Origin of the sequence: Rhizobium sp. CCGE 510 (genome assembly GCF_000292525.1) — a bacterium.
Classification (GTDB): Bacteria; Pseudomonadota; Alphaproteobacteria; order Rhizobiales; family Rhizobiaceae; genus Rhizobium.
This window is the reverse complement of record NZ_AEYF01000008.1, coordinates 92,187-114,497: the sequence shown is the minus strand read 5'-3', so window position 1 is coordinate 114,497 and position 22,311 is coordinate 92,187. Positions and strand designations below refer to the sequence as shown.

Genomic DNA, 22,311 nt, shown 5'->3' with positions numbered 1-22,311 from the left:
AGGGAGACACGTTCAGGGAGACGTACAAAGATACGTCCGGAACAAATAGAATGGGGAATTTCATCGATGACAGACGTAGTGGAGGCCGGGATTCCGTCCGGCACCGAAGGTAGACTTGTACGCGCGCTCGACTGGAAGGGCGCATTCTGGGTGGCTGCGGGCGTGCCGCCGCTCGTTCTTTTTTCCATCGGCGGCATTGCAGGCACGACGGGCAAGCTCGCCTTCCTCGTCTGGATCATTTCGATGGTGATGGGTTTTCTGCAATCCTTCACCTACGCAGAGATCGCCGGCATGTTCGCCAATAAATCCGGCGGCGCCTCGGTCTATGGCGCCACCGCCTGGCTGCGTTATTCGAAGTTCATCGCGCCGCTGTCCGTCTGGTGCAACTGGTTTGCCTGGTCGCCCGTGCTGTCGCTCGGCTGCGCCATCGCCGCCGGTTATATCCTCAATTCATTCTTTCCTATCCCGGCGGCGGATTCGCAGATGGTCCTCGACTGGATCTCCGCGCATGCCGCTTCCATCACCGCCGATAGCCCCCGCGTCGCTGAATATATTGCGGCCCATGCCGGCACGACACCTGAAGACGCCGTCAAGGCGCTGCTGAGTACCGACGGCATCGCCGCGCTGACGCCGGCAGTCCGCAGCTGGTCGCTCTTCAGCTTCAGCATTCCCTTTCTTGCCACCGCCAATATCAATGCCACCTTCTTCATCGGCGGCATCCTGATGCTGATCATCTTCGCGATCCAGCATCGCGGCATTTCGGAAACGGCCAGCGTCCAGAAGTGGCTGGCGATCATCGTGCTGGTGCCGCTGCTGATCATCGGCCTCTATCCGATCATCAGCGGAAACATCGTCGCCGCCAACGTCACCGGCCTGGTGCCGCCGACGGCCGGCTATTCCGGCGCCGACGGTACCTGGAGCAACGGCGGCTGGACACTCTTCCTCGGCGGGCTCTATATCGCCGCCTGGTCGACCTACGGCTTCGAGACGGCCGTCTGCTACACCCGCGAACTCAAAGATCCGAAGACAGATACGTTCAAGGCGATCTTCTATTCCGGCCTTGCCTGCTGCCTGTTCTTCTTCCTCGTGCCCTTCGCATTCCAGGGCGTTCTCGGCCACGCCGGCATGCTCGCCCCCGGCATCGTCGACGGCACCGGCGTTGCCGAAGCCCTCGGCGGCCTGATCGGCGCCGGCCGGGTCGTTACCCAGTTGCTCGTCGTGTTGATGATCATGGCGCTCTTCCTCGCCATCATGACGGCGATGGCTGGTTCCTCGCGCACGCTCTACCAGGGCTCGAAGGACGGCTGGCTGCCGAAATATCTCGATCACGTCAACGAAAACGGCGCCCCGACACGGGCGATGTGGACCGATTTCGCCTTCAACCTCTTCCTGCTCGCCATCGCATCGGATACCGGCGGCTACTTCTTCGTGCTCGCCGTCTCGAATGTCGGCTACATCATCTTCAACTTCCTCAACCTCAATTCCGGCTGGATCCATCGGATGGATTCCGGACACATCGAACGCCCCTGGAAGGCGCCGACCTGGCTGATCGGTCTCAACACCGTGCTGGCCTTCGTCAACGCGCTCTTCCTCGGCGCCGGTGCCAAGGTCTGGGGTTATTCCAATGCGCTCTGGGTCGGGTTCATCTTCGCCGCCCTGATCCTGCCGGTCTTTGCCTATCGCCACTATGTGCGCGACGGCGGCAAGTTCCCGGCAGGTGCGATGGAGGATCTCGGCCTCGTCGGCCAGGATCTCGGCGTCAAGAAAGCCGGCATGCTGCCCTATCTGGCACTCGCCGGCGGCCTGGCGATCGTCCTGATCGCCAACGTGATCTTCCAGCTACCGGCTTAAAGTGCCTCCCAAGCAGAAAGGCCGCCATGGAAAAAACATGGCGGCTTTTTGCGTTGGTGGCGGCAGACCAATGCATGTCGCCCGGAAATGTACAGCGGTTCCGGGGTAACGACATGCATAAAACAATGAGCTAAAGCGCGTCGCATGGTCAAATTTGTTGCGACGCGCTTTAGGAGACAGCTCGGTTATGGAGCGAAGCTCAGCGGCCGCCCTCGATCTTGCGGTGGCGCTGGTTGATGCCGCCCTTGCCGTAGGGGTAGTCGAAAGGCTGAGGGGCGCTTACCTCATCCAGTCTCGCCAGGTCATCGTCGGAAAGCTTGAGCTTCATGGCGCCAAGATTGTCGGCGAGTTGCTCCGGCGTGCGAGCGCCGAGGATGACCGAGGTAATTGCCGGCTGCGCCGCCGTCCAGCCGAGCGCCACCTGCGCCATGCTGACGCCATGCGCCTTGGCGATCTCCTCGACAACACCGATGATCGCCCAGGTTCGTTCCATCGCATTGCGCGGCGCATAGGACTCACCGCCGCGATTGGGATTTTCGCCGAGCCGGGTGGCGCCGGTCGGCATCTCGTCGCGTTTGTACTTGCCGGTCAGCCAGCCGCCGCCAAGCGGCGACCAGGGTAACAGGCCCATGCCGGCATCCTGGCAGGCGGCGACGATTTCGAGCTCGATGTCGCGCACCAGCAGGTTATATTGCGGCTGCAGCGTCACCGGCCGCGTATAGCCCCGCGCCTTGGCGATCTCGGATGCCTTGGCGATATGCCAGCCGACATAGTTGGAGAAGCCGTAATAGCCGATCTTGCCCGACGATACCGCATCGTCGAGGAAGCGCAGCGTCTCCTCGATCGGCGTCAACGCGTCCCAGGCATGCATCTGGTAAAGATCGATCTGCTCGACGCCGAGACGGCGGAGAGAATCGTCGAGCGCTTGGCCGAGATGCCGGCGCGACAGCCCGATGTCATTCGGTCCGTTGCCCATCGGAAAGCGTCCCTTGGTGGCGACGATCGCCTGGCGGGCTTCGGTCGGACGAGCCTTCAGCCAGCGACCGATGATCTCTTCCGACTTGCCGGCGCTGTAGACATCGGCGGTATCGATGAAATTGCCGCCCCAGGCGAAATAATCGTCGAGCAGCTTGTGCGAGGCGGCCTCATCGGCCTCCGCGCCGAAGGTCATGGTTCCCAGGCAATAGGCGGTGACGACGGTCCCGCTGGGACCGAGCTTGCGATAGTCCATTTCTTCCTCCTCATGCGGATACCCGCAGCCGACGCGCAAACGGTCGGGGTAGAAGCCGGGGCTCCTGCAATCTATGGCTATATTGTGCTTGAGGCGGCCGCTTGCCGCCGGATGACGTAGAGCGCCCTCGGCTTGGGTAGCAAAGGCGCAGGGGGAGCATAGCCAATCCCGATCGTGCCACAAGTGGGAAAAAAATATTCCCAGCTGCCTCGCAGCCGGCGGCGACTATCGGTCTTGGGACAACGAGCCGGCGATCAGGTCGGCGGCAGTGACGCCGGTCTCGTAGGCGCCATGCGCCGTCGAATAACGCGCGCGCGAGCAGGCCTCGCCGGCAAAGAAGATCCGTTCGTCACGTGGTGTCGCGAGGACCCCGCGAAGATCGGAAGCGCCGGGTTCGGCATAGGAATAGGAACCGCCGATGTGGGGCGCTGCGGCCCAGGCCGACATATCAGCCACCGACAATTGCTTGCGGATATCGGCGCCGAATTGTGCCGCCAGTTCATCGGCGGCAAAGGAAAAGGCAGCCTCTACCCCCTGCCGCTCCAGATCATGGGCGAGATCACCGGCAAAATAGGCTTCGACGACGGCAGCGCCGAACGGCCGGAGCTGATAGGTGCCGGTCGCGCCGCGGCTGATGGAGCCGAGCATATGGGTATCGGCCGGCAGCGCCTCCTGATTTGCGAGCCGGAGGAAGAGCTTGTCGGCGAGCCCGAGCGGCAAACGCGCCGCCGCCTCGATCTTATCAGGCAGAGGAGGATCGAAAGCGATCCTGCCGGCGGCAAGCACATTCGTCGAAACGGTCACCAATACGATGCGGGCACTGAGCCCACCCTGGTTCGTCTCAATGTCGATGCGGCCGGCATGGCGGTGATTTATGCGCGTCACTTCGACGCCGAGCCTCGTCGGGACCGGCAGGCCGTAACGGGAGATCAATGTGCCATAGCCTTCACGCACCCGCCAATCGGGGCCAGGACCGGGGTCGTACCTGTTATAGTCGAGGACCGACGAGCGCTCCAGTTCGGCGCCGGTGATATAGGTGCCGATCGCCCGGATCTGGCCATTCCAGGGATTGCCGGCTTCGAGCATCTCGGCCAGATCGATGTCAGCGCCTTCATGACTGTCGAGCCGTTCGAAATAGGCGCCGATCGCCTCTTGCGCAGCTTGGGTTGCCGCATCGTCGCGCTGCAGCCGCCGACCGCCGTTCCACGGCGCCGGTGTGCGGTCAACCGTCAATCCGACCTCACCGGCGATCGCCGTCCAGGCGTTGGTCCGCGCCCCATGCAGCCAGCCGCAGCCGAGATCGAGTGCGATATCACCGGCTTCAGGCAGTCCGACGCTCCAGGCGCGGCCGCCGAGACGATCACCGGCTTCAAGCAGCAGGATCGAAAGATCCGGGCGGATCGCCTGCAGGCGACGGGCAGCGGCAATGCCGGCCGCCCCGGCGCCGATGATAACGACATCCTGTTCGACACCCTTACCGTTGTCACCGGGCATGGCTTTTCCTTTGGCTGCTCGTGCTCAGCTAATCTTTCCTGTCGATGAAAGGCAAGGGCTGGGGATAGCGCCACGCGCGATGGATTAAACCGCGCCTGCGTGACATACAGGTCCGATGAGCGTGCAGAGAGATTCGCAACTCGACATGTTTGCCAAGCCGTCACTGACGGTGGCCAAGGCGCGCGGTCCCTCGCGCCGGCCGTCGTCGCAGCCGGCCGCCAATTCCGATGAAGACATGGCGCGCACGCTTGAACAGAGCGGCAATTACCGCATCCTCCGGAAGCTCACCGCCCGGCCGATAGCCTCGGTCAGACGGCCGGAATTTTCGCGGCTCGGCGTCATTCTCGATACGGAGACGACCGGTCTCAACCACCGCAGCGACGAGATCATCGAAATCGGCGCCGTCGCCTTCACATTCGACGATGACGGCGCACTCGGCGATATCGTCGGCATCTATGGCGGCCTGCAGCAGCCGTCGCGATCGATACCGCCGGAGATTACCCGGTTGACCGGCATTACCGATGCGATGGTCGAAGGCCAGGTCATCGATATGAGATCGCTGAGCGCCCTGATCGAACCCGCGGATCTGATCATCGCCCACAATGCCGGTTTCGACCGGCCGTTCTGCGAAGCCTTCTCGAAGATTTTCGCCGGCAAGGCCTGGGCCTGTTCGGTTTCGGAAATCGACTGGAGCGCCCGTGGCTTCGAAGGCACCAAGCTTGGCTATCTCGTCGGCCAGGCCGGCTATTTCCATGACGGCCATCGCGCGGTGGACGACTGCCACGCGTTGCTGGAAATCCTCGATCGGCAGCAGGGCGACGGCGAAAGCCCGTTCGCCGAGCTTTACCGCGCCAGCCAGTGCTGCCGCATCCATCTCTTTGCCGAACACAGCCCGTTCGAGATGAAGGACCATCTGAAGGCGAGAGGTTATCGCTGGTCGGATGGAAGCGACGGCCGGCTGAAATCCTGGTGGATCGAGGTCGGCGAAGACGATCTCGGCGACGAACTGTCCTATCTGCGTTCGGAAATTTACCGGTGGAAAGAGGCTGAGCCGCCGATCGTGCGGCTGACGGCCTTCGATCGTTTCAAACTCTGACCGCGAAACGGTTCGGACCCGGACCGGCAAGGTGCCGCCTTTTTCGGCGACCCATGCAAAGCTCGCATAGGTGCAGTGATGCATTGGCGCTGCAACAATCGATCGGCTCGTACTATATACAACTCATCGAAGCGAACGAAGCGCCAAGGACTGGCAGCTAGGCTTCGAAAGCCCATCGAAAGGGGATCATCATGAACGTAGCACGCTCTTTTAATAACTGGCGCAAGTATCGTCAGACGGTCGCTGAACTGGGCCGTATGTCCACGCGCGAACTGAACGACCTCGGCATCGGCCGCGGCGACATCAACGCCATCGCTCGCGCTGCCATCGCCCGCTAACGGTCTGCACAGTAAGCACTTTTAAAGACTTGGCCAGCGCCTGCTTTCTCCCGAAGCGGGCGCTTTGCTTTTGTGCTTCCGGCAGATCGAACCGCTGTGGAACGAGCCAGCTGCTTTTCGCATAACGCATAGCTGCCTTGCAAAGAAATGCCTACCAACTGAGCAAGAAATAAGTATGATTATTTCTATCGAAGCGATGCACCTCCTCCCGCATCCCTTCGATATGCAGGCGCCCCATCCTCCTCCCAGGGTCGTCTGCGGGAACGGCAGCACTCCTCCTCCCAGCTGTCGTTCGGTTTTTTTCGAAAGCCTGCCGCACCTCCTCCCGCGGCAGGCTTTTTCGTTTTTGGCCGATCACGCCGCAACGCACCGCTCGCGACCCATCGCCAGGGCTGGTGATTTTTTCCTGTTTATCGCTGATTTTGCTCCCGATTCCTTCGGTCGCCGCCGGCTGCGAGCCGGTGCTGCAGAAACATATTGACTTCGAATTTGTCGTACAACTATGTAACCATTCGGTTCATTGCCGAGCCAAACGGCCGCCGACGGATCCGGCTTCGCTGGAGCAATGACGCTTGACGACAACGAAACTGAAGGAATTTTGACATGCAGATCGACGTGAGGCACGCCTCCCATCCCGAGGCCGTGCGCGAATACGACACGGAGACGCTGCGGCGTCATTTTCTGGTGGAAACCGTCTTTGCGGGCGGCGAGATCCGGCTGACTTATTCCCATTACGACCGCATGGTCATCGGCGGCGCGACGCCGCTCTCCGACGGATTGCCGTTGACGGCCCCGACCGCGATCGGCCAGGAAACCTTTCTCGCCGAGCGTGAACTCGGCGCGCTCAACATCGGCGGCGCCGGTCGCATCATCGTTGACGGCACCAGTTACGATCTTGCCAAATATGATTGCCTCTATGCCGGCAAGGGCGCCAAGGACGTCCGGTTCGAAAGCGTGGATGCCGCCGATCCGGCCAAGTTCTATCTGGTCTCGACGCCGGCGCACCAGACGCATCCGACGGTATTGCTCACCCGCGAAAAGGCCCGCCACCTGACGCCGGGCGACGCCGCGACGGCCAACAAGCGGTCGATCTACCAGTTCATCCACCCGGAGGTTTGCCAGTCCTGCCAACTGACCCTCGGCTTCACCATGATCGAGCCGGGCAGCGTCTGGAACACCATGCCGGCCCATACGCATGACCGGCGCATGGAAGCCTATCTTTATTTCGATCTCGAAGCCGATCAGCGCGTTTTCCACTTCATGGGCGAGCCGCAGCAGACCCGGCATATGCTTGTCGCCAATGAACAGGCGGTCATCTCGCCGCCCTGGTCGATCCATTCCGGCGCCGGCACCAAGAATTACAGCTTCATCTGGGCAATGGCCGGCGACAACAAGAGCTTCACCGACATGGACCATATCGCCATTGCGGATCTGAGGTGAGCACCGTGGCAAATCCCTTCGACCTCACAGGCAGAACGGCCGTTGTCACCGGCGCCAATACCGGCATCGGCCAGGCCATCGCGGCAGCGCTGGCTGGGGCCGGCGCTTCGATCGTCGCCGTCGGGCGCTCCTCGATGGACGAAACCGAGGCGCTGGTGAAGCAGGCGGGAAGCCGCTTCCATGTCGTCAAGGCCGATCTCGGCACGATCGAACCGGTCAAGGGGATCGTCGCTGAGACCATCCAGACCTTTGGCGGCCTCGACATCCTCGTCAACAATGCCGGCATCATCCGCCGCGCCGATGCGCTCGACTTCACCGAGGAAGACTGGGACGCGGTGATCGACGTCAATCTGAAGACCGCCTTCTTTCTGTCGCAGGCGGCCGGCCGCCATATGGTCGACAAGGGCAGGGGCAAGATCATCAACATCGCCTCGCTGCTCTCCTTCCAGGGCGGCATCCGCATCCCCTCCTATACCGCCTCGAAAAGCGGCCTTGCCGGACTGACCAAGCTGCTGGCCTGCGAATGGGCCGGCAAGGGCGTCAACGTCAACGCCATCGCGCCCGGTTATTTCGTCACCAACAACACCACGGCGCTGCGCGAGGATGCCGACCGCAATGCCGCCATCCTTGCCCGCATTCCGGCCGGGCGCTGGGGAACGCCTGATGAACTCGGCGGTGCCGCCGTCTTCCTGGCATCGTCGGCATCCGACTACGTGCACGGAACGGTATTACCCGTCGATGGGGGTTGGCTGGCACGGTGATCCGTCGGTCGACTAAAAGCGCGCCGCATCAAATTTGATTCATGCAACGCGCTTTAGTTCTTTGTTTTGATGCATGTCGTTATTCCGGAACCGCTGCACACTTCCGGGTGACATGCATTAACGTCGCTTTGCCTTTGCTGCCGGCATGCGTTAGCAAAAGGACATGAGGCTGGCGCAGCCGCATCGGGGCGGGATCGACACAAGATGACGGACAGGGACAACGCGGTCACCACCACTCGGCAGCCGCCGAACCTGCGCAGCGGCCTTGCCGATACGCTGATGGCGCAAATCGAGTCCGGCGATCTGAAACCCGGCCAGCGCCTGCCGACCGAACAGGCGATCATGAGGACGACCGGCGTCAGCCGGACGATCGTTCGCGAAGCGCTCGCGACGCTGCGCGCCAAGGGGCTGATCACCACGCGGCAAGGGCTTGGGGCGTTTGTCGCGAACGATCCGACGCCCAGATCCTTCTCGATCATTCCTAACGACCTGCAGTCGATCGACGAGGTTCTGCGTGTGCTGGAGCTGCGCATGGGGGTCGAATACGAAGCCGCCGGTCTTGCGGCACTACGGCGCACGCCTGAAGATCTCGGCCGCATGCAGGCTCGCCTCGATGCGCTCGACGCGGCGCTCGAAGAGGGCGGATACGGCGCCCAGGAGGATTACGCCTTTCACAGGTCCATCCTGGTCGCGACCCAGAATTCCTATTACAGCCGCCTGTTCGATACCTTCGGCAACATCATGGTGCCGCGGCAATGGGCGCGCCTGGACAAAATGACGGTGACCGAGCGCAAGCGTCATGCGGCCCGCATGCGCCGGGAACATCATGCCATATTCGCGGCGATCCGCGACGGCGACGAGGCGGCGGCGCGTCGCGCCATTCGCAGCCACCTGTCGAAGAGTGCGGCGCGCTTCGAAGAGTTGCGCGACGCGACCAATCCGTCCTGAACGTTCACGGCTTCGGCTTCATCAGCCGCCGCCAGGCGGCATGATCCGTCCGCAGATCGACGGAGGCGTGAACCTCAGGCAACAGCGGTTTGCGTCTGCGCCGGCCGAAGCGCCGTTTGAAGCCGAGGATATTTTCGACGAAACTCCTGGTGTAGAGCCCGGGGCCGCTGGAATAGATCCGCCACCCGCCGTCGCAGGCGATCTCTCCCGCCTTGACGCGCGACCAGTCGGCCGCGGCCTGATAGCGGTCATGAAAGGCCGCATCGCTGCTGCTGAAATAGGTGTTGCGCTGGCGCAGCGACGCATGCGGCAGCACTGACGTGACCGAGATCGGGTTGGCGACGGCGATTGCCTTCCAGAGCCCGTCGGCTTCGGCTTCCAGCGCCAGCGTTTCGCAATAGCGCAGATGCGCATGCACATACATCAGCCCGATCTCGCGGCCGAAAAACGAGGAGGATTCGGCGCGGCGAAACAGCGTCTCCGGACCGCCGGCATAGGTGGCGGGCTTTTCCATCAGCCGCACGCCGTCGGGAAAGAGCAGATGATCGTCGATCAGCTTCATATGAGCGCGCCGCTGATCCGGCGTGAACAGCCCGCCGAGCATCGCCTGCGTCATCGAGATCAGCGAGTAGGAGAGGCCGGTGCGCTTATCGCTCGGGTGCAAAAGCAATTCGACGCCGTCATGGGCGGGATCGAAAATGCCGTAGCCGGCAACGATTCCATCACCCACGAGATGACGATTGAAATCCCGGCGCATCGCCGTGGCGATCTTCCTCAGCCCCTTGGCCTGATCGCCGTGGCCAAGGCGGCGCAAGATCGCGGAATAGCGGACGATCTGCTCGTAGAGCAGGGCAACGGTCCAACTGCTGACCATCCAGTCGCGCAGATGCGGATCGGCCGGCTGCAGGGAATCATTCCAGTCTCCCTCGCCATAGCGGATCAGATGCGTTCCCGGGATGAAAGCTTGGCGGACGGTATCGAGCAGTTTCTCGACATGGATGGCGATGGTGTCGGTCTCCGGCGCCTTCTGCATGGTCTTTTCATCGCGCCAGGAGACCTTCTCGTCGAGGATGGCGAGATCGCCGGTCGCTTCGATATAGTCGCAGAGCGCCTTCAGCGGCCAGACGACGATATCGCCGTGGCTGTCGCCCGCCCTTATGTTGGCGTAGGGCTCCAGCATGAACCATTGCGGCCAGTCGCCCTTTTCCAGATATTGTTCGCTGAAGACGGTTTTCACCACCTCCTTGGCTTCGCTGTCATGCTCGTAGGCAAGCAGGAATTCGATCGGCCCCTGGCAGGCGTCGCGTGTGCCCCAAGCGGCACCGGTATATTGCTCCAAGCCGTGCGGCACGCTCAGATGCACGATGGCGTCATGCGCCAGCCAGGGCAGCAGGGTCGTCTGCGCGGCAAGGTCGGGCGCCGTGCTAGCGATCGTCGTGCCTCGCACAGTGTTGCGCCAGAATTTGGATGCCGGCGCAAGCATGGCTTCATCGGTGAGGCCGGCCTGATAACGCTCTGCCAGCCGCTCGGCTTCTTCGGCATCGGTCATCGAGCCGACGACGGCAAAGGAGAGCGCCTGTGTCGGCTGCGAACGCAGCGCGACGAAAGCGCCGTTGCGTGGCATCCCATCGGCATAAAGCAGTTCGTCGCCGCCGATCTCTTCGATGGCATCGGGCGTCGAACTCACCAGCCAATAGGCGGCGTCGGGATATCGCTCGCCCCAGAGCCAGGCCGGGTCCGGCCGGAAATGGATACGCTTGCGCGCGGCATCGAATTCGATCTGGCCGCCCGCGTCATATTCACGTTCGCCGAGCACGACATGGCCGAACACCAGGAAGCGGCACGGCTTGCCTTCGACGGAGACGGTCCATTGCATCGCGGCTTCTTCGCCGGAGGCGACCGCCGTTACAATGATGGTGCGGCCGGCGCACTGATAGATCCAGCGGCAGTCGCTGAGCCCCATTTCGAAAGCCGACGGCACCGCCAGCAGCTGCCAGCCGGCGCCGACATCCGCCATGATGCGCAGCCCACTGGCGCGCGTCAGGTTGTAAGGGTCGCGGGAGACGGAAAACAGCTTGTGAAAGGAGGTATTGCCGATCGTCAGCTGGGCAGCGAAAATGCCCTGCATCCAGCAGGTGGCGGCAAGGGTGGAATCGTCGAGCAGCATATTCTGGCCGCTTCTGACGATCGCGCCGTGACGGCGCGCCACCAGCAGCTCCTTGTCGCGCAGCACCACGTGGCGGTTCAAAACGCCGTCGGGCACGAAGAACGATAGCAGCTTTCCGTCGACGCGCTCTTCCAGGCTCCGCTGGGGATAGAGCCCGCCGATCGTCTTTTTGTCGAGTGGCTCGACCTCCAACAGTGAAGCGTCCTGCAGCAGGCTGCGCACCGGCGGCACCTCTTCAAGGCCGGCGGAAGCACTTTCCGCGGCCGCAAGCCCGTCAAGTAGTAAGAGATCGGCGTCGCTCGACGCCTCGGGATGATCGGCAGCAAACAGCGCGAAGAAGGTCGCGTTGACGCCGTTTGCGGTGACGGAAAGCGATTTCGACTGGATGGCCGGGCAGGCTGTCTCCTGCTGGCGCCGTTTGCTCGGCAGGCTGGTGCCGAAGCGGCCGACCAGCCGGTCGTCGAGGCGGTCTTTCGCCTGCACCAGCTGGATCGCATCCGTGGCATAGGCAGCCGCGCCGTCGAGGCAGCCCTGGACGAGCCACGGATTGCGGCCACCACCCTGTTTGAGATTTTGCCGGTTCATCACCACAGGTCCGAATGCCTGGTGATCGGCGATGTGATGGTCGACATATTGCGAGGCATAGGCCTCGCTGTTCATCAGGAAGCCGCGATCGCCGAGACCGACATCCTGGATCAGCACCAGATCAGCCGGCAGCGTTCCATCCTTCAGATGCCGGAGGGCGACACGCCAGAACCAGGCCGTCTCGGAAGGATGCAGCGCGAGCCGGACGTTATAGTGAATATCCCCGGCCTCGCCACTCCACGAAAAACTCGTCGCATCGTGCCCGAAGCTGCCATTGGCGCGCGGCCCGACGATTTCGACCACATCGGGCGCCGCGCCGCCGACACGCAGATAAAGCCGGCCGATACCGCCGATGAGCGGCGAACCCTGGATCTGGTTGATCTGCACCGACCCCTTGTCGTCGGCATATTCGATGGCAAACAACGTGCCGTTCGGCAGCGCCGATATCGACAGGCCGGAACCGTTGCTGATCGCAAAAAGGCCAAGTTCTTCTCGGCGGGGCATTTGAAAACTGCGGTCAAGGTTCGGGGCCATTGAGATCTCGTCGATTGGCGTCAGAAGGGAATCGAAGGATGACGCAAAATGATTGAGAGAAATCTTACCGGCGGTCGGCCGATCGGCAAGCTGTCGTCCTGTGTCACGTTGACGCCGGCCGCCTGGCGAAGGGCACGCAGAGCAGGGCGTAGGCGGTCAGGACGGCAACGACCATCCAGGGTTCGTTATCGCCTGGATGCTAGCCGCGGCCTGCCTTCCTGTGCTCGTTGCGGCGAGAAAGGCAGTAGACGATTCCGCTAGCCCAGTGGCGCGTCGCTCTCACCAACTGCCGACAAGAGGATTGCCGACAAGAGGAACGCTTCTGGTCTTGCCTGCCTGACTGTCCATAGAAATAGCGGCAGCCATATTTTTAGGAGTCTTTCGAAACCACGTTGCTGCAACACTTGCAAGATCGCCGATCATCGCAAGTTTGTGCCACTCCTGAAAACGAGCGGCGGTCGCGGCAGGTTCGGACAAATAAAAGAAGTCTCCGGAGTGATCCAAACCATTGATGTTGGGCGCCATGGATGACAAGGGCCGTTGAAACATCTTTGACGGGACCTGGAGACCTGCCGCTGTCTCTGAGAACGCAGGGGCCATGAAATCAATGGCCCAACCCTCTGCTTCGACCCAGCAATGGAAATTCTCACCAGCTCCAGTGACGTAACCATCCTCGCGGTGGTCGGCAAATAGGATCATTGTCCCATCAAGATTATATGCCGCAAGGCCGCCTTTGGGCGTCGCTTTCACCTTATAGTGCTGTTCGAGAATGAACGAGCCGAATGTAGCGAAGTACATGCAGGCGTGCGCAGGATTTCCGTTCTCATTCAGGATCAAGCTATTTATAACTCGATAAATCCGATGATAGTCGGTTTGCTTGATCAGCATTTCTGTTTACCTGCCTCATTCAACTGGGTGCTTTTCGACGGCATAATCCCACATTTCTGCAGCTAGTAGCACAAGGCGCGAGTATGCGAAGCCGAGAATGTCGCCTAATGAATGCATGAAAGGGCCGTGCCCCTATAGGGCGTTGCCCGGGGCACCGCGGATATCATTGTCATGGAAGGCTTGCTCTAAAACGTTCACCCTCGGCTGGCGAGGACCTCTAGGCTGCTGACCTGCCACTGAACTTTCAGTCAGCCCAGGTCAGAGCGTGGTGAATGTGCAAATTCAGCCTGTTGACTGATTCTCTAAGGTTAAAGCGAGTTCGTCAGCGACGGTCTTCAGCCCGGCGCCGGCCGCTTGGCGAAGGGCACGCAGAGCAGGGCGCAGCCGGTCAAGACGGCGATGACCATCCAGGCCTCGTTGATCGCCTGCGCGCTTGCCGCAGTCTGGATCAGCGGATCGAGCAGCGCCGTGGTATCGGCGTCGAAACTGCCGCTATGTCCCGATATGGCCGGAAGCGGAGCGCCGACAAAGGTCGCCGCCTCGATGTCGCCGGCTTGAAGACGGGTCCAGAGGCTTTGGCCCAGCGGTTCCGAGCGGGTGTAGATGATGGTGTCGATCAGCGCGATGCCGATCGCCCCGCCGAGATTGCGCATCAGATTGAAAAGACCGCTGGCATCGGGAATGCGATCGGCCGGGAGCGTGCCGAGCGCCAGCCGCGTCGGCGGCAGCAGGCAGAACATGATGGCGACGCCGCGGACGATCTGCGGCCAGAACATCGCGTCATAGTCCGAACGCGGATCCTGAAAGGCGCTCATGCCGACACCGACCGCAAACAGCGCAAAACCGGCGGCCGACAACAGCCGCGCATCCAAACGCTTCTCCAGCGCGACGGCGACCGGCGCCGTGATCAGCTGGGCGACGCCGGTGACCAGCATCGTCATGCCGATCTCAAGGGCGTCGTGGCCTCTGACGAAAGCCAGGAAGACCGGCATCAGATAGACCGAACCGAACAGGCCGATACCAAGCACGAAGCTCAGGACCGAGCCGACGAGAAAATTCCGGTCAGTGAAATTGCCGAGATCGACGATCGGTCGGCTGCGGCGCAACGTTCGCCGAATGAAACCACCGCCCGAGACCAGGCAGACCGCCAGCAAGGTCAGCACATAGGCCGAGGTCCAGCCGCTGGTCGGCGCCTCTTTCAGGCTGAGTTCCAGCGTCGTCAGCGCGGTTGCCATCAGCAGCAGCGATAGGCCGTCGAGATGCCTGAGTTCGGACGGATCGGGCGCCTGCCGCGGCAGGAAGCGTGCCGCAACGATCGCCGAGGCAATGCCCGGCAGGATGTTGATCAAAAACAGCCAGTGCCAGGAATAGGTCTCGGTCAGCCATCCGCCAACGATCGGCCCGACGGTCGGCGCCAGCACCGCAAGCACGCCGGCGATCGTCGTCGCCAGCGCCTGCCGCTCGTTCGGGAAAAGGATGAACACGGCCGAAAACACCGAGGGGATGAGGGTGCCGCCGGAAAAGCCCTGCAGCACCCGCCAGGCGACCAGCTCGCCGAAGCTGCCGCTGGCGGCACAGCCGGCCGAGGCCGCGACGAACAGGCTGATGGCGGTAACGAACAGCCACCGCATCGAAAGCAGCCGCGTCAACAGGCCGGTCAGCGGGATCGCCACCACTTCGGCGATAAGATAGGCCGTCTGTATCCAGCTCATCTGATCCGGATCGATACCCAGCGCCGACTGGATGGTCGGCAGCGAGGTCGCCACCACCTGGACGTCGAGGATCGCCATGAACATGCCGATGCACATGGCGATGAAGCCGAGCCAAACGATGGCAGGCTTTGCATCGGGATGGGCAGGCTCAACTCGTTCCATGCGATGATCCCGCGCGCGCGGCATTTTCTGCCCCGGTGAGAAGACCGATCATGTTTGCGTTCGAGACGATCGACATGTCAACCGGCAAGTCAGGGCAAACGGGTCGCCAAATGCGATCGAGCTGACCGGGGAGGCCAGGCTCGATCGTGTGATCAACGGATTTAAGTGACGCGAGGCCTTGGCTGCTCTCATCGACCGGCCATATCCCTTCACGAGAAGTCATCCGCCGAGAACCGACCCGACGGGCACTGCGGAAGATTTGAGATCGGCAATTGACGCGCCGGCGAAAAACTGGCTATCCATATTAAATCAATTTGATTGACTTCAAATTCCCAATCCGCTCCCGGCATCCGCGCTGGAATGATCAAGCCCTGATTTTTAAGAGGAAGAGAGACCATGTCCACACCGCGACCAAAAAACCTGCGGCTCGAAACCCTCTGGAACCCGCCTGCAGACGGCAAGGAGTTTTCCTACGTCCTGCGCCTCAAAAACCTCGGAACCGAGCCGCTTTCGAATTTCTCGCTCTGCGTCAGCGGTCCGGGTCGCGTCGATCCGGCCGGCCGCGTCGAGGGTGCCACGGTCTCGCAGCGGATCTCGAATTTCACCGAATTCCAGCCGCCGGCCAATTTCATACTCGGCGCCGGCGAGACCTGGACCATCTCGGTCTACGCACTGAGCCGGGATTTCCACCACTGGACGGACGGGGCGACCAGCGGCTATCTCGCGCTTTCCGACGGCAGCACCATCGTGCTCAGCATCGAGCCGACGCGATCCTCGGTCAGCAACGCACCTCTGAAACGCGGCGCCGAGATTTATCCGGTGCCCGTCAACGCACCCGTTCAGGTGTCGATCATCCCTTGGCCGAACCATGTGGCCGTCGCCGCGCGTCAACCGTTGCCGGCCGGTTTTGCACCGCAGGCTGAGAGCGCTGAAGGGGAGGCGGCAGCAACGGGTTTTGCGGCGCTGGTTGAACATCTCTTCGCCGTCGAAGGCATCGTGCGCAGCGAGGCGGAAGGCGCTGTGCCCGTCGTCCTGAAGGATGCCGCCGGGTTCGGCCCGGAAGCCTATCGGCTGAGCTTCGAAGGTGAGAGGCTCACGATCGAGGCGAGCAGCCGGACTGGCTTTCTCTATGGCCTCGTGACACTCGGCCAGATCTGGCGCGGTGCCAGGCTGCATCCCGGTGTCTTCCAGTTTCCTGGTTCCGGCGAGATCGTCGACGAGCCGGCGATGGGCTGGCGCGGCCTGCATCTCGATGTCGCCCGCCAGTTCTATGGCGCGGCCGAGGTCAAGAAGCTGATCGCAGTGCTGGCCTGGAACAAGCTCAACCGCTTCCACTGGCACCTTTCCGACGACGAAGCCTGGCGCGTCGAGATCGACGCCTATCCCGCCCTGACCGAGATCGGCGCCTGGCGCGGCCACGGCCTTGCCGTTCCGCCGCTGCTCGGGTCGAGCCCGGCCCGGACAGGCGGTTATTACACCAAGGCTGCCATCCGCGAGATCGTCGGAGAGGCAAAGAGCTTCGGCGTGGAGATCGTCCCGGAGATCGATGTGCCTGGCCATTGCTACGCCATGCTGCAGGCAATACCGGAGTTGCGGGATCCGGCCGAGGTCGGCAGCTATTATTCGGTTCAGGGCTTTCCCGACAATTGCATCAATCCGTCCCGCGAGAAGACCTACGAGATCGTCGAGACCATCCTTACGGAACTCATCGAGCTTTTTCCGTTCAAGGTCATCCATCTCGGCGCCGACGAGGTGCCGCTCGGCGCTTGGTCCGGCTCGCCGGAAGCGCTCGAGCGCCTGCGCAGCGTGGCGGGTAACGAGGTTGCCGATGCGCATGCCAAGCGGCTGAACGTGGTGACCAATACTCATGGCGCCGACGACATCCACGGCTCGGGTGCGGCCATCCTGCAGGCGGAGTTTCTGAACCGCGTCCAGCGCTTCCTGGCGAGCAAGGGCTGCATCACCGGCGGCTGGGAAGAAGCAGCACATGGCGATGTCATCGACAAGGCGAAGAGCTATCTCTGCAGCTGGCGCAATGTCGAGGTCTCGGCCGAACTCGCCGAACGCGGCTACGACATGGTCGTCTGCCCCGGGCAGGTCTATTACCTCGACATGGCGCTCAGGCCCGACTGGGATGAGCCCGGCGCCAGCTGGGCGGGAACGTCAGACGCGGAAAAACTTTATAATTTCGATCCGATCGGCGGCTGGACGGCAGCGCAGAAACAGAAACTCCTCGGCATCCAGGCCTGCATCTGGTCGGAACCGATGACGGACCGCGCCGTTTTCGACCGCCTGGTTTTTCCGCGCATCTCAGGGCTTGCCGAAACCGGCTGGACGAAACCGTCCTCCAAGTCGTGGGAACGCTTCAAGGCGCTGGCGGGGCTGATGCCGCTGCTTTACGGGCTGCAGCAGTCGTAGGGCGAGGATTGGGACCGTCATAGAACGGTCCCGGTCGGCCCTCGGGGCACCCGATCGGGTTAGCATGGTAAGTCTTGCAGAACATGCGAATGTACGCATAATTTCTGCGGCTGGAGCTGCCAGGCAAGAACGATAGAGGGCTTTAGAGCATGATGCCGAAAAGTGTGCGCGGTTTTCGGACGACATCATGCTCTAACTCTCTAATTTAGAACAGGATTCAGATTTTAGGCCGACCCGGCCTAAAATCATCCTGGTCTAGGGAGATCCCGTTGGAAACGATCGTCGAGGACGCCAATGCTGGCGTCGTGTCGCCCGAACTCGTGGTCGATGCAATGTTTGCATGCCGAAAGACGGCAGCGATCAGGGCGGCCATCGAGCTCGATCTGTTTACGCATATCGGCGCGGGCAAAACGGCAGAATTGCTGGCGTCGGCAACAAGCGCCGCGGAGCGTGGGGTGCGCATCCTGTGCGACTACCTCGTGGTCAACGGTTTCCTGACAAAGGAGAGCGGACAGTACCGGATGACTGCGGCGACCAGAATGTTCCTCGATCGCAATTCGCCGGCCTATATGGGCTCCGCTGTCGAGTTCGTCGCCGCACCCGAAATACTGGATAATTTTCTGCGCGATCCGGCCGCCATCGTGCGAAACGGCGGTTCGGCCGGGCTTGCGAACATGTCGTCAGACAATCCCGTCTGGTTGAAGTTTGCGCGCGGCATGGGTTCCTTTACCGGGCTCAGCGCCAAATTACTGGCTGAGGAGATCTCCGGCTGGCCGAGGTCTCCCAAAAAGGTTTTGGACATCGCTGCAGGTCCAGGCGTTTTCGGGATCGAAATGGCGAAAGCTTTTCCATCAGCGGAGATCGTCGCCGTCGACTGGGCCGCCGTATTGGAGCTGTCGCGGCAGAATGCGGAAAAAGCCGGCGTGGCTGACCGGTACCGGACGATCGCCGGCAGCGCCTTCGATGTCGATTGGCGCACTGGTTATGATCTCGTCCTGCTTCCAAATTTTCTGCACCACTTCGATCTGCCGACATGCGCCCAGCTGTTGCGAAAGATCATCGCCGGCCTTGCAGAGGATGGACGGATCGTTGCGGTCGATTTCGTGCCGAACGAAGATCACGTGTCGCCGCCTTTTCCGGCAGCGTTCTCCTGGGAGATGCTCGCCAGCACCCCGGCGGGCCAGGCTTATACGCAAAGTGAGCTGACTGACATGGCAAGACTGGCCGGTCTTGCCGGCGTCACGGTCAAGCCGATGCCGCCAACTCCGGCAAGTATCATTCTGTTTGAATAGCCGGTCGACCGTCGCTGTGTCGCCGCGCGCGCAGTAGCCGACCCTGAGACCAAGCCGGCCTACCGGCTTAACTCGATTTAGCCAACCGGCTTTTGCAGGACGTCGAAGCGCGGGTTGGTTTCGGAAAAGATCGGCAGGGCGGCGGCGCCGAGGATCGCGGTATCCTTGCCGGTCATGCCGATCATGACGCGGGGAATGGTCTGCTTGCGGTTGGGGTCGATCGGGGTGTGCAGTGGCTCCAGCCGCTCTGCAAGCCGCCGCATCAGCGATGTCGAGACGCTGCCGCCGAGCACTATGGTCTGCGGATCGAAAGCAAGCTCGAGAAAATCGACGGTCTGCCGCAGCGGCTGGACGGCCTGATCCAGCCATGCGTCCAGACCTTCGCCGCCCCGGGCGATCAGCGCGTCGAGATCGTCAGGCAAAAGCTCCTCGGCGTCGGCAATGCCCATGAATTCATAGGCGACGGCCGGCGAGATATAGCGATCCAGACAGCCGCGCTTGCCGCAGGAGCACGGCTTGCCATGCGGTTCGACGATGATATGGCCGATCTCGCCGGCATTGTTGCGGCTGCCTTTGTAGAGGTGGCCATCGAGGAGCATTCCCGCGCCGATGCCGCCGCCGCCGGCAAGAAACAGATAGACGAAGCTGCTGAGACCGCGGGCGACGCCATGAAGACGCTCGCCGATCGCCGCCGCCGTCGCATCGTTTTCGACGAGCACCGGCACCTTCACCCGCTGTTCCAGCGCAGGCCCGACGGGAAAATCCTGCCAGCCGGGCAGGTTCAGCGGACTGAGAGAGGTGGTGCCGCCATCGGCATAGCGGCCGGGCAGGGCGATGCCGACGCCGAGCAGCCGGTTCCGGTCGAAGACGAAGGCCTGCTGCAGCTCCTCGACGATCGATTGCAGCGCCGGCATCGCCGTCTGCGGATCTGGGTATTCCACGTGGCGCTCAATGCGCGCGCAGACGGCGCCGGAGAGATCCGTCAGAACGCCGCTTGCGCGTTGGCGGCCAAGTTCGAGGCCGATCGAATAGGCGCCGGGGGGATTGATCGAATAGGGGATGATCGGCTGTCCCCGCGCCAGTTTCTGCGCTTCGGCCGGCACGAGAAGGTGCGACTTCTCCAGTTCCTCGACGATATTCGATACGGTCTGGGCCGTCAGCGCCGTCATCCGGGCAATCGCGGCGCGCGACAAGGGGCCGTGCGTGCGGACAGCCTCGATCACCACACGCCGGTTGTGAGACTTGGCCTGCTCGAGATTCGTGCCGGAAATTGCCTTCATGTCGCCTTCAAAGCAAATGCAGCATCACCCTTGTCACAAGACGGACAGCGATGAAAGCCACATTCCTCGTCAGGTCTCTTGAACGTCGGCGTCATCAGGTGCAACGGCATTGCGTCTCTGCAGGAGGGCGAGGATTGCGATCCCCGACAGACCGGTAACGGCGCTGAGGACCGCGGTTCCGGAATAACCGGCCACCGACGTGCCGACGGCAAAGACCAGGGCGCCGATCCCGGCGCTGGCAAAGATATTGACGGAGATCAGGGCGCTGCCAAGCCCTGGCCGATCGGCAATCAGATCTTGCAGATAGGTGATCGGAATGCTGATGATCGCCGCCGCACCGATGCCGGCGAGCAAGGTCAGTGCATAGAGCTGCCACGGCTCGGAGGCAAAGCCGAGCAGGCTGAGAAAGACGGCATAGATGATGGTGCCGGCGGCAAGCGCCGTCATCTGACCGGCCCTTCTGGCAATCCGCGACCAGACGATGATGAAGACGACTTCCAGAAGCGCGACGATGCCGACAAGAATGCCGACATCGCTGAGCCGGCCGTGCGCAGCACCGGTCGCAATCAACGGCAGAAGCGCGTCGTTGAGATGCAGCGTGCTGGTGATCAGCGCCACGCCGGCGATATGCGCCGAAATCCGCGGCGAAACCACCTGCCGCAGTGCGCCGAGATAGGTGAGATGATGGGCCGCCGCCATCTTGGTTGCCGCCCGCTTCGGCAGGGCAAAGACGATGATCCCCTGGCATAGCAGACATGCAATGCTGGCAAACAGATAGGCCGGCAGCATGTTCGAGGCGCCCGAAAGCGCCAGGCCTGTGATCCCCGGGATCAGCACCCAGGAGAGCGAGATCATCGCGCGCACGCCGGAGTTGGCCGTCACCATGTCGCTTCGGTTCATGCCCTGCATCGCCGCGCGTGCATTGGCAAACAGCAGCGAATTCAAAGCCCCGTAGATCGGCAGCGGCAGCAACCCGCTGATGATGAAGATGGCCGCTGTGGGAAAAGTGTAGACCATGCCGTAGCCGACGATGCCGAAAATGCAGGCGCCGATCATCGCCGAACGATACTCGCCAAGCCGATCGGCGAGATTGCCGAGCAGGATGCTGATGACGACGTTGACCGCCGCCGAGGCGAAGCTGAGGGCGGAGTAGAGGCCGTCGCTCAACCCCAATTCGCGGATACCGATGATAGAGCGATAGGGCGCGGTCATCGCCCCCGCCATGCCGAAGGTGAAAATGGCGATCATGCTGACGCGGATCGCCGGATTGCGGAAGACGTCGGGGAAAAGGCGGCTCATGCGGTCAACTGAATGTCAGTAATGTTCTGATTGGGAAAAAGTCCGCGCCAGTTCGGCCTGGCCTGCGGTGAGGCCGCAATCGACAGGCAGGCAGACGCCTGTAATGGCTGCGGCGAGCGGACCGGCGAGGAAGGCGACGGCATTGGCGACATCCTTCGGATCGACGACACGCTGCAGCGGATACCAGCGGCGCGCTTCCTCGAAAACATCCGGATTGGCGCTCGCGCGTGCCTCCCAGGCCTGCGTCTTCACCGTGCCGGGAGCAACCGCGTTGGAGCGGATGCCGAACTTGCCGTATTCGACGGCGACAAGCCGGGTGAAATGCAGAAGGCCGGCCTTGGCGGCACTATATGCCGGGTGCCCGAAGACATTCATGCCGTTGACCGAGGCGATGTTGACGACGGAACCCTTCGAAGCCTTCAGCATCGCCTCGAAGGCGCGGAAACACAGAAATGCCGCTTCGAGATTGAGCGCAGTGTCCGCCCGCCAGATTTCCGGCGTCGTCTCGTGCAGGCTGGTGGCGCGGGCGGCTCCGGCATTGTTGACCAGGGTGCGAACCACCCCGGCCTCGGCGGCGCGTCTTGCCAGTTCGCCAATGCTCGTCTCGCTGGTCACATCACATCCGACCGCTACGAAGCGATTGTCCGGCCCGAGCCGCGAGGCAACGACCGCCGCAGCCGCGGTATCGATGTCGGCAAGCAGCACGATATCGTGGTCGTCGGCGAGCCGGGCGGCGATCGCCGCACCGATATCGCCCGCAGCGCCCGTGACGATGGCTATCGACTGCGTCATTTTCCGTGGCTCCCGCTCATGAG

The 22,311-nt window shown here is 62.2% G+C and carries 17 protein-coding genes; 9 read left to right on the top strand and 8 right to left on the bottom strand.

Annotated features, from left to right (window positions below; all coding sequences use genetic code 11):
• The first annotated feature begins 66 nt into the window (after positions 1-66).
• Positions 67-1,851 carry an APC family permease gene (locus RCCGE510_RS05560; RefSeq protein ID WP_007627963.1) on the top strand — a complete coding sequence of 595 codons (1,785 nt, stop codon included), beginning with the start codon at positions 67-69 and terminating at the stop codon, positions 1,849-1,851.
• 199 nt (positions 1,852-2,050) lie between these two features.
• On the opposite strand, the gene RCCGE510_RS05555 is transcribed toward RCCGE510_RS05560, so the two are convergent.
• Together RCCGE510_RS05555 and RCCGE510_RS05550 are read right to left on the bottom strand one after the other, a co-directional pair.
• Positions 2,051-3,082, bottom strand: a complete 1,032-nt coding sequence (locus RCCGE510_RS05555) for an aldo/keto reductase (RefSeq protein ID WP_007627962.1) — start codon at positions 3,080-3,082, stop codon at positions 2,051-2,053.
• Positions 3,083-3,307: 225 nt separating this feature from the next.
• On the bottom strand, positions 3,308-4,576 hold the full coding sequence (locus tag RCCGE510_RS05550) for an NAD(P)/FAD-dependent oxidoreductase (protein ID WP_007627961.1): 1,269 nt from the start codon (positions 4,574-4,576) through the stop codon (positions 3,308-3,310).
• Positions 4,577-4,691: 115 nt separating this feature from the next.
• On the opposite strand from RCCGE510_RS05550, the gene RCCGE510_RS05545 reads away from it, so the two are divergent.
• From RCCGE510_RS05545 to RCCGE510_RS05530, 6 genes are all read left to right on the top strand, one after another.
• Positions 4,692-5,672 (top strand): 3'-5' exonuclease, encoded by a 981-nt coding sequence (locus tag RCCGE510_RS05545; RefSeq protein ID WP_007627959.1) that lies wholly within the window; start codon positions 4,692-4,694, stop codon positions 5,670-5,672.
• Between the two features lie 191 nt (positions 5,673-5,863).
• On the top strand, positions 5,864-6,010 hold the full coding sequence (locus RCCGE510_RS33120) for a DUF1127 domain-containing protein (protein WP_081525675.1): 147 nt from the start codon (positions 5,864-5,866) through the stop codon (positions 6,008-6,010).
• Positions 6,011-6,185: 175 nt separating this feature from the next.
• On the top strand, positions 6,186-6,491 hold the full coding sequence (locus tag RCCGE510_RS35095) for a hypothetical protein (RefSeq protein WP_192815278.1): 306 nt from the start codon (positions 6,186-6,188) through the stop codon (positions 6,489-6,491).
• A 122-nt stretch (positions 6,492-6,613) separates the two neighbouring features.
• A complete protein-coding gene (kduI, locus tag RCCGE510_RS05540; RefSeq protein ID WP_007627956.1) occupies positions 6,614-7,450 on the top strand; it encodes a 5-dehydro-4-deoxy-D-glucuronate isomerase in 837 nt (278 codons plus the stop codon).
• Positions 7,447-8,211, top strand: a complete 765-nt coding sequence (gene kduD, locus RCCGE510_RS05535) for a 2-dehydro-3-deoxy-D-gluconate 5-dehydrogenase KduD (RefSeq protein ID WP_276310626.1) — start codon at positions 7,447-7,449, stop codon at positions 8,209-8,211. Before kduI ends, kduD begins: the two co-directional genes overlap by 4 nt.
• A gap of 204 nt (positions 8,212-8,415) precedes the next feature.
• The gene (locus tag RCCGE510_RS05530) at positions 8,416-9,159 is read left to right on the top strand and encodes a FadR/GntR family transcriptional regulator (protein WP_007627946.1); all 744 of its coding nucleotides are present in this window, start codon (positions 8,416-8,418) and stop codon (positions 9,157-9,159) included.
• Positions 9,160-9,163: 4 nt separating this feature from the next.
• Here RCCGE510_RS05530 and RCCGE510_RS05525 read toward each other — a convergent pair whose 3' ends face one another.
• From RCCGE510_RS05525 to RCCGE510_RS05515, 3 genes are all read right to left on the bottom strand, one after another.
• The gene (locus tag RCCGE510_RS05525; protein WP_007627939.1) at positions 9,164-12,445 is read right to left on the bottom strand and encodes a hypothetical protein; all 3,282 of its coding nucleotides are present in this window, start codon (positions 12,443-12,445) and stop codon (positions 9,164-9,166) included.
• Between the two features lie 279 nt (positions 12,446-12,724).
• A complete protein-coding gene (locus RCCGE510_RS05520) occupies positions 12,725-13,333 on the bottom strand; it encodes a DUF2026 family protein (protein WP_007627937.1) in 609 nt (202 codons plus the stop codon).
• A 335-nt stretch (positions 13,334-13,668) separates the two neighbouring features.
• On the bottom strand, positions 13,669-15,207 hold the full coding sequence (locus tag RCCGE510_RS05515) for a DHA2 family efflux MFS transporter permease subunit (protein WP_037077846.1): 1,539 nt from the start codon (positions 15,205-15,207) through the stop codon (positions 13,669-13,671).
• 396 nt (positions 15,208-15,603) lie between these two features.
• On the opposite strand from RCCGE510_RS05515, the gene RCCGE510_RS05510 reads away from it, so the two are divergent.
• Both RCCGE510_RS05510 and RCCGE510_RS05505 read left to right on the top strand, forming a co-directional pair.
• Positions 15,604-17,625: a beta-N-acetylhexosaminidase gene (locus RCCGE510_RS05510; protein WP_007627935.1), complete on the top strand. Its 2,022-nt coding sequence runs from the start codon at positions 15,604-15,606 to the stop codon at positions 17,623-17,625.
• Positions 17,626-17,894: 269 nt separating this feature from the next.
• Positions 17,895-18,917 carry a class I SAM-dependent methyltransferase gene (locus RCCGE510_RS05505; protein WP_007627934.1) on the top strand — a complete coding sequence of 341 codons (1,023 nt, stop codon included), beginning with the start codon at positions 17,895-17,897 and terminating at the stop codon, positions 18,915-18,917.
• 77 nt (positions 18,918-18,994) lie between these two features.
• On the opposite strand, the gene RCCGE510_RS05500 is transcribed toward RCCGE510_RS05505, so the two are convergent.
• The 3 genes from RCCGE510_RS05500 to RCCGE510_RS05490 all read right to left on the bottom strand — a co-directional run bounded on the left by RCCGE510_RS05500 (position 18,995) and on the right by RCCGE510_RS05490 (position 22,288).
• Positions 18,995-20,197: an ROK family transcriptional regulator gene (locus RCCGE510_RS05500; protein WP_007627933.1), complete on the bottom strand. Its 1,203-nt coding sequence runs from the start codon at positions 20,195-20,197 to the stop codon at positions 18,995-18,997.
• A gap of 69 nt (positions 20,198-20,266) precedes the next feature.
• Entirely contained in the window at positions 20,267-21,496 is a 1,230-nt protein-coding gene (locus tag RCCGE510_RS05495) for an MFS transporter (protein WP_007627931.1), read from the bottom strand.
• A 15-nt stretch (positions 21,497-21,511) separates the two neighbouring features.
• Positions 21,512-22,288: an SDR family oxidoreductase gene (locus RCCGE510_RS05490; RefSeq protein WP_007627929.1), complete on the bottom strand. Its 777-nt coding sequence runs from the start codon at positions 22,286-22,288 to the stop codon at positions 21,512-21,514.
• Positions 22,289-22,311 lie beyond the last annotated feature (23 nt).

Coding starts and splice junctions, on each gene's coding strand:
- RCCGE510_RS05560 (WP_007627963.1), top strand. CDS start 67: ATGACAGACGTAGTGGAGGCCGGGATTCCGTCCGGCACCGAAGGTAGA.
- RCCGE510_RS05555 (WP_007627962.1), bottom strand. CDS start 3,082: ATGGACTATCGCAAGCTCGGTCCCAGCGGGACCGTCGTCACCGCCTAT.
- RCCGE510_RS05550 (WP_007627961.1), bottom strand. CDS start 4,576: ATGCCCGGTGACAACGGTAAGGGTGTCGAACAGGATGTCGTTATCATC.
- RCCGE510_RS05545 (WP_007627959.1), top strand. CDS start 4,692: ATGAGCGTGCAGAGAGATTCGCAACTCGACATGTTTGCCAAGCCGTCA.
- RCCGE510_RS33120 (WP_081525675.1), top strand. CDS start 5,864: ATGAACGTAGCACGCTCTTTTAATAACTGGCGCAAGTATCGTCAGACG.
- RCCGE510_RS35095 (WP_192815278.1), top strand. CDS start 6,186: ATGATTATTTCTATCGAAGCGATGCACCTCCTCCCGCATCCCTTCGAT.
- kduI (WP_007627956.1), top strand. CDS start 6,614: ATGCAGATCGACGTGAGGCACGCCTCCCATCCCGAGGCCGTGCGCGAA.
- RCCGE510_RS05530 (WP_007627946.1), top strand. CDS start 8,416: ATGACGGACAGGGACAACGCGGTCACCACCACTCGGCAGCCGCCGAAC.
- RCCGE510_RS05525 (WP_007627939.1), bottom strand. CDS start 12,445: ATGGCCCCGAACCTTGACCGCAGTTTTCAAATGCCCCGCCGAGAAGAA.
- RCCGE510_RS05520 (WP_007627937.1), bottom strand. CDS start 13,333: ATGCTGATCAAGCAAACCGACTATCATCGGATTTATCGAGTTATAAAT.
- RCCGE510_RS05515 (WP_037077846.1), bottom strand. CDS start 15,207: ATGGAACGAGTTGAGCCTGCCCATCCCGATGCAAAGCCTGCCATCGTT.
- RCCGE510_RS05510 (WP_007627935.1), top strand. CDS start 15,604: ATGTCCACACCGCGACCAAAAAACCTGCGGCTCGAAACCCTCTGGAAC.
- RCCGE510_RS05500 (WP_007627933.1), bottom strand. CDS start 20,197: ATGAAGGCAATTTCCGGCACGAATCTCGAGCAGGCCAAGTCTCACAAC.
- RCCGE510_RS05495 (WP_007627931.1), bottom strand. CDS start 21,496: ATGAGCCGCCTTTTCCCCGACGTCTTCCGCAATCCGGCGATCCGCGTC.
- RCCGE510_RS05490 (WP_007627929.1), bottom strand. CDS start 22,288: ATGACGCAGTCGATAGCCATCGTCACGGGCGCTGCGGGCGATATCGGT.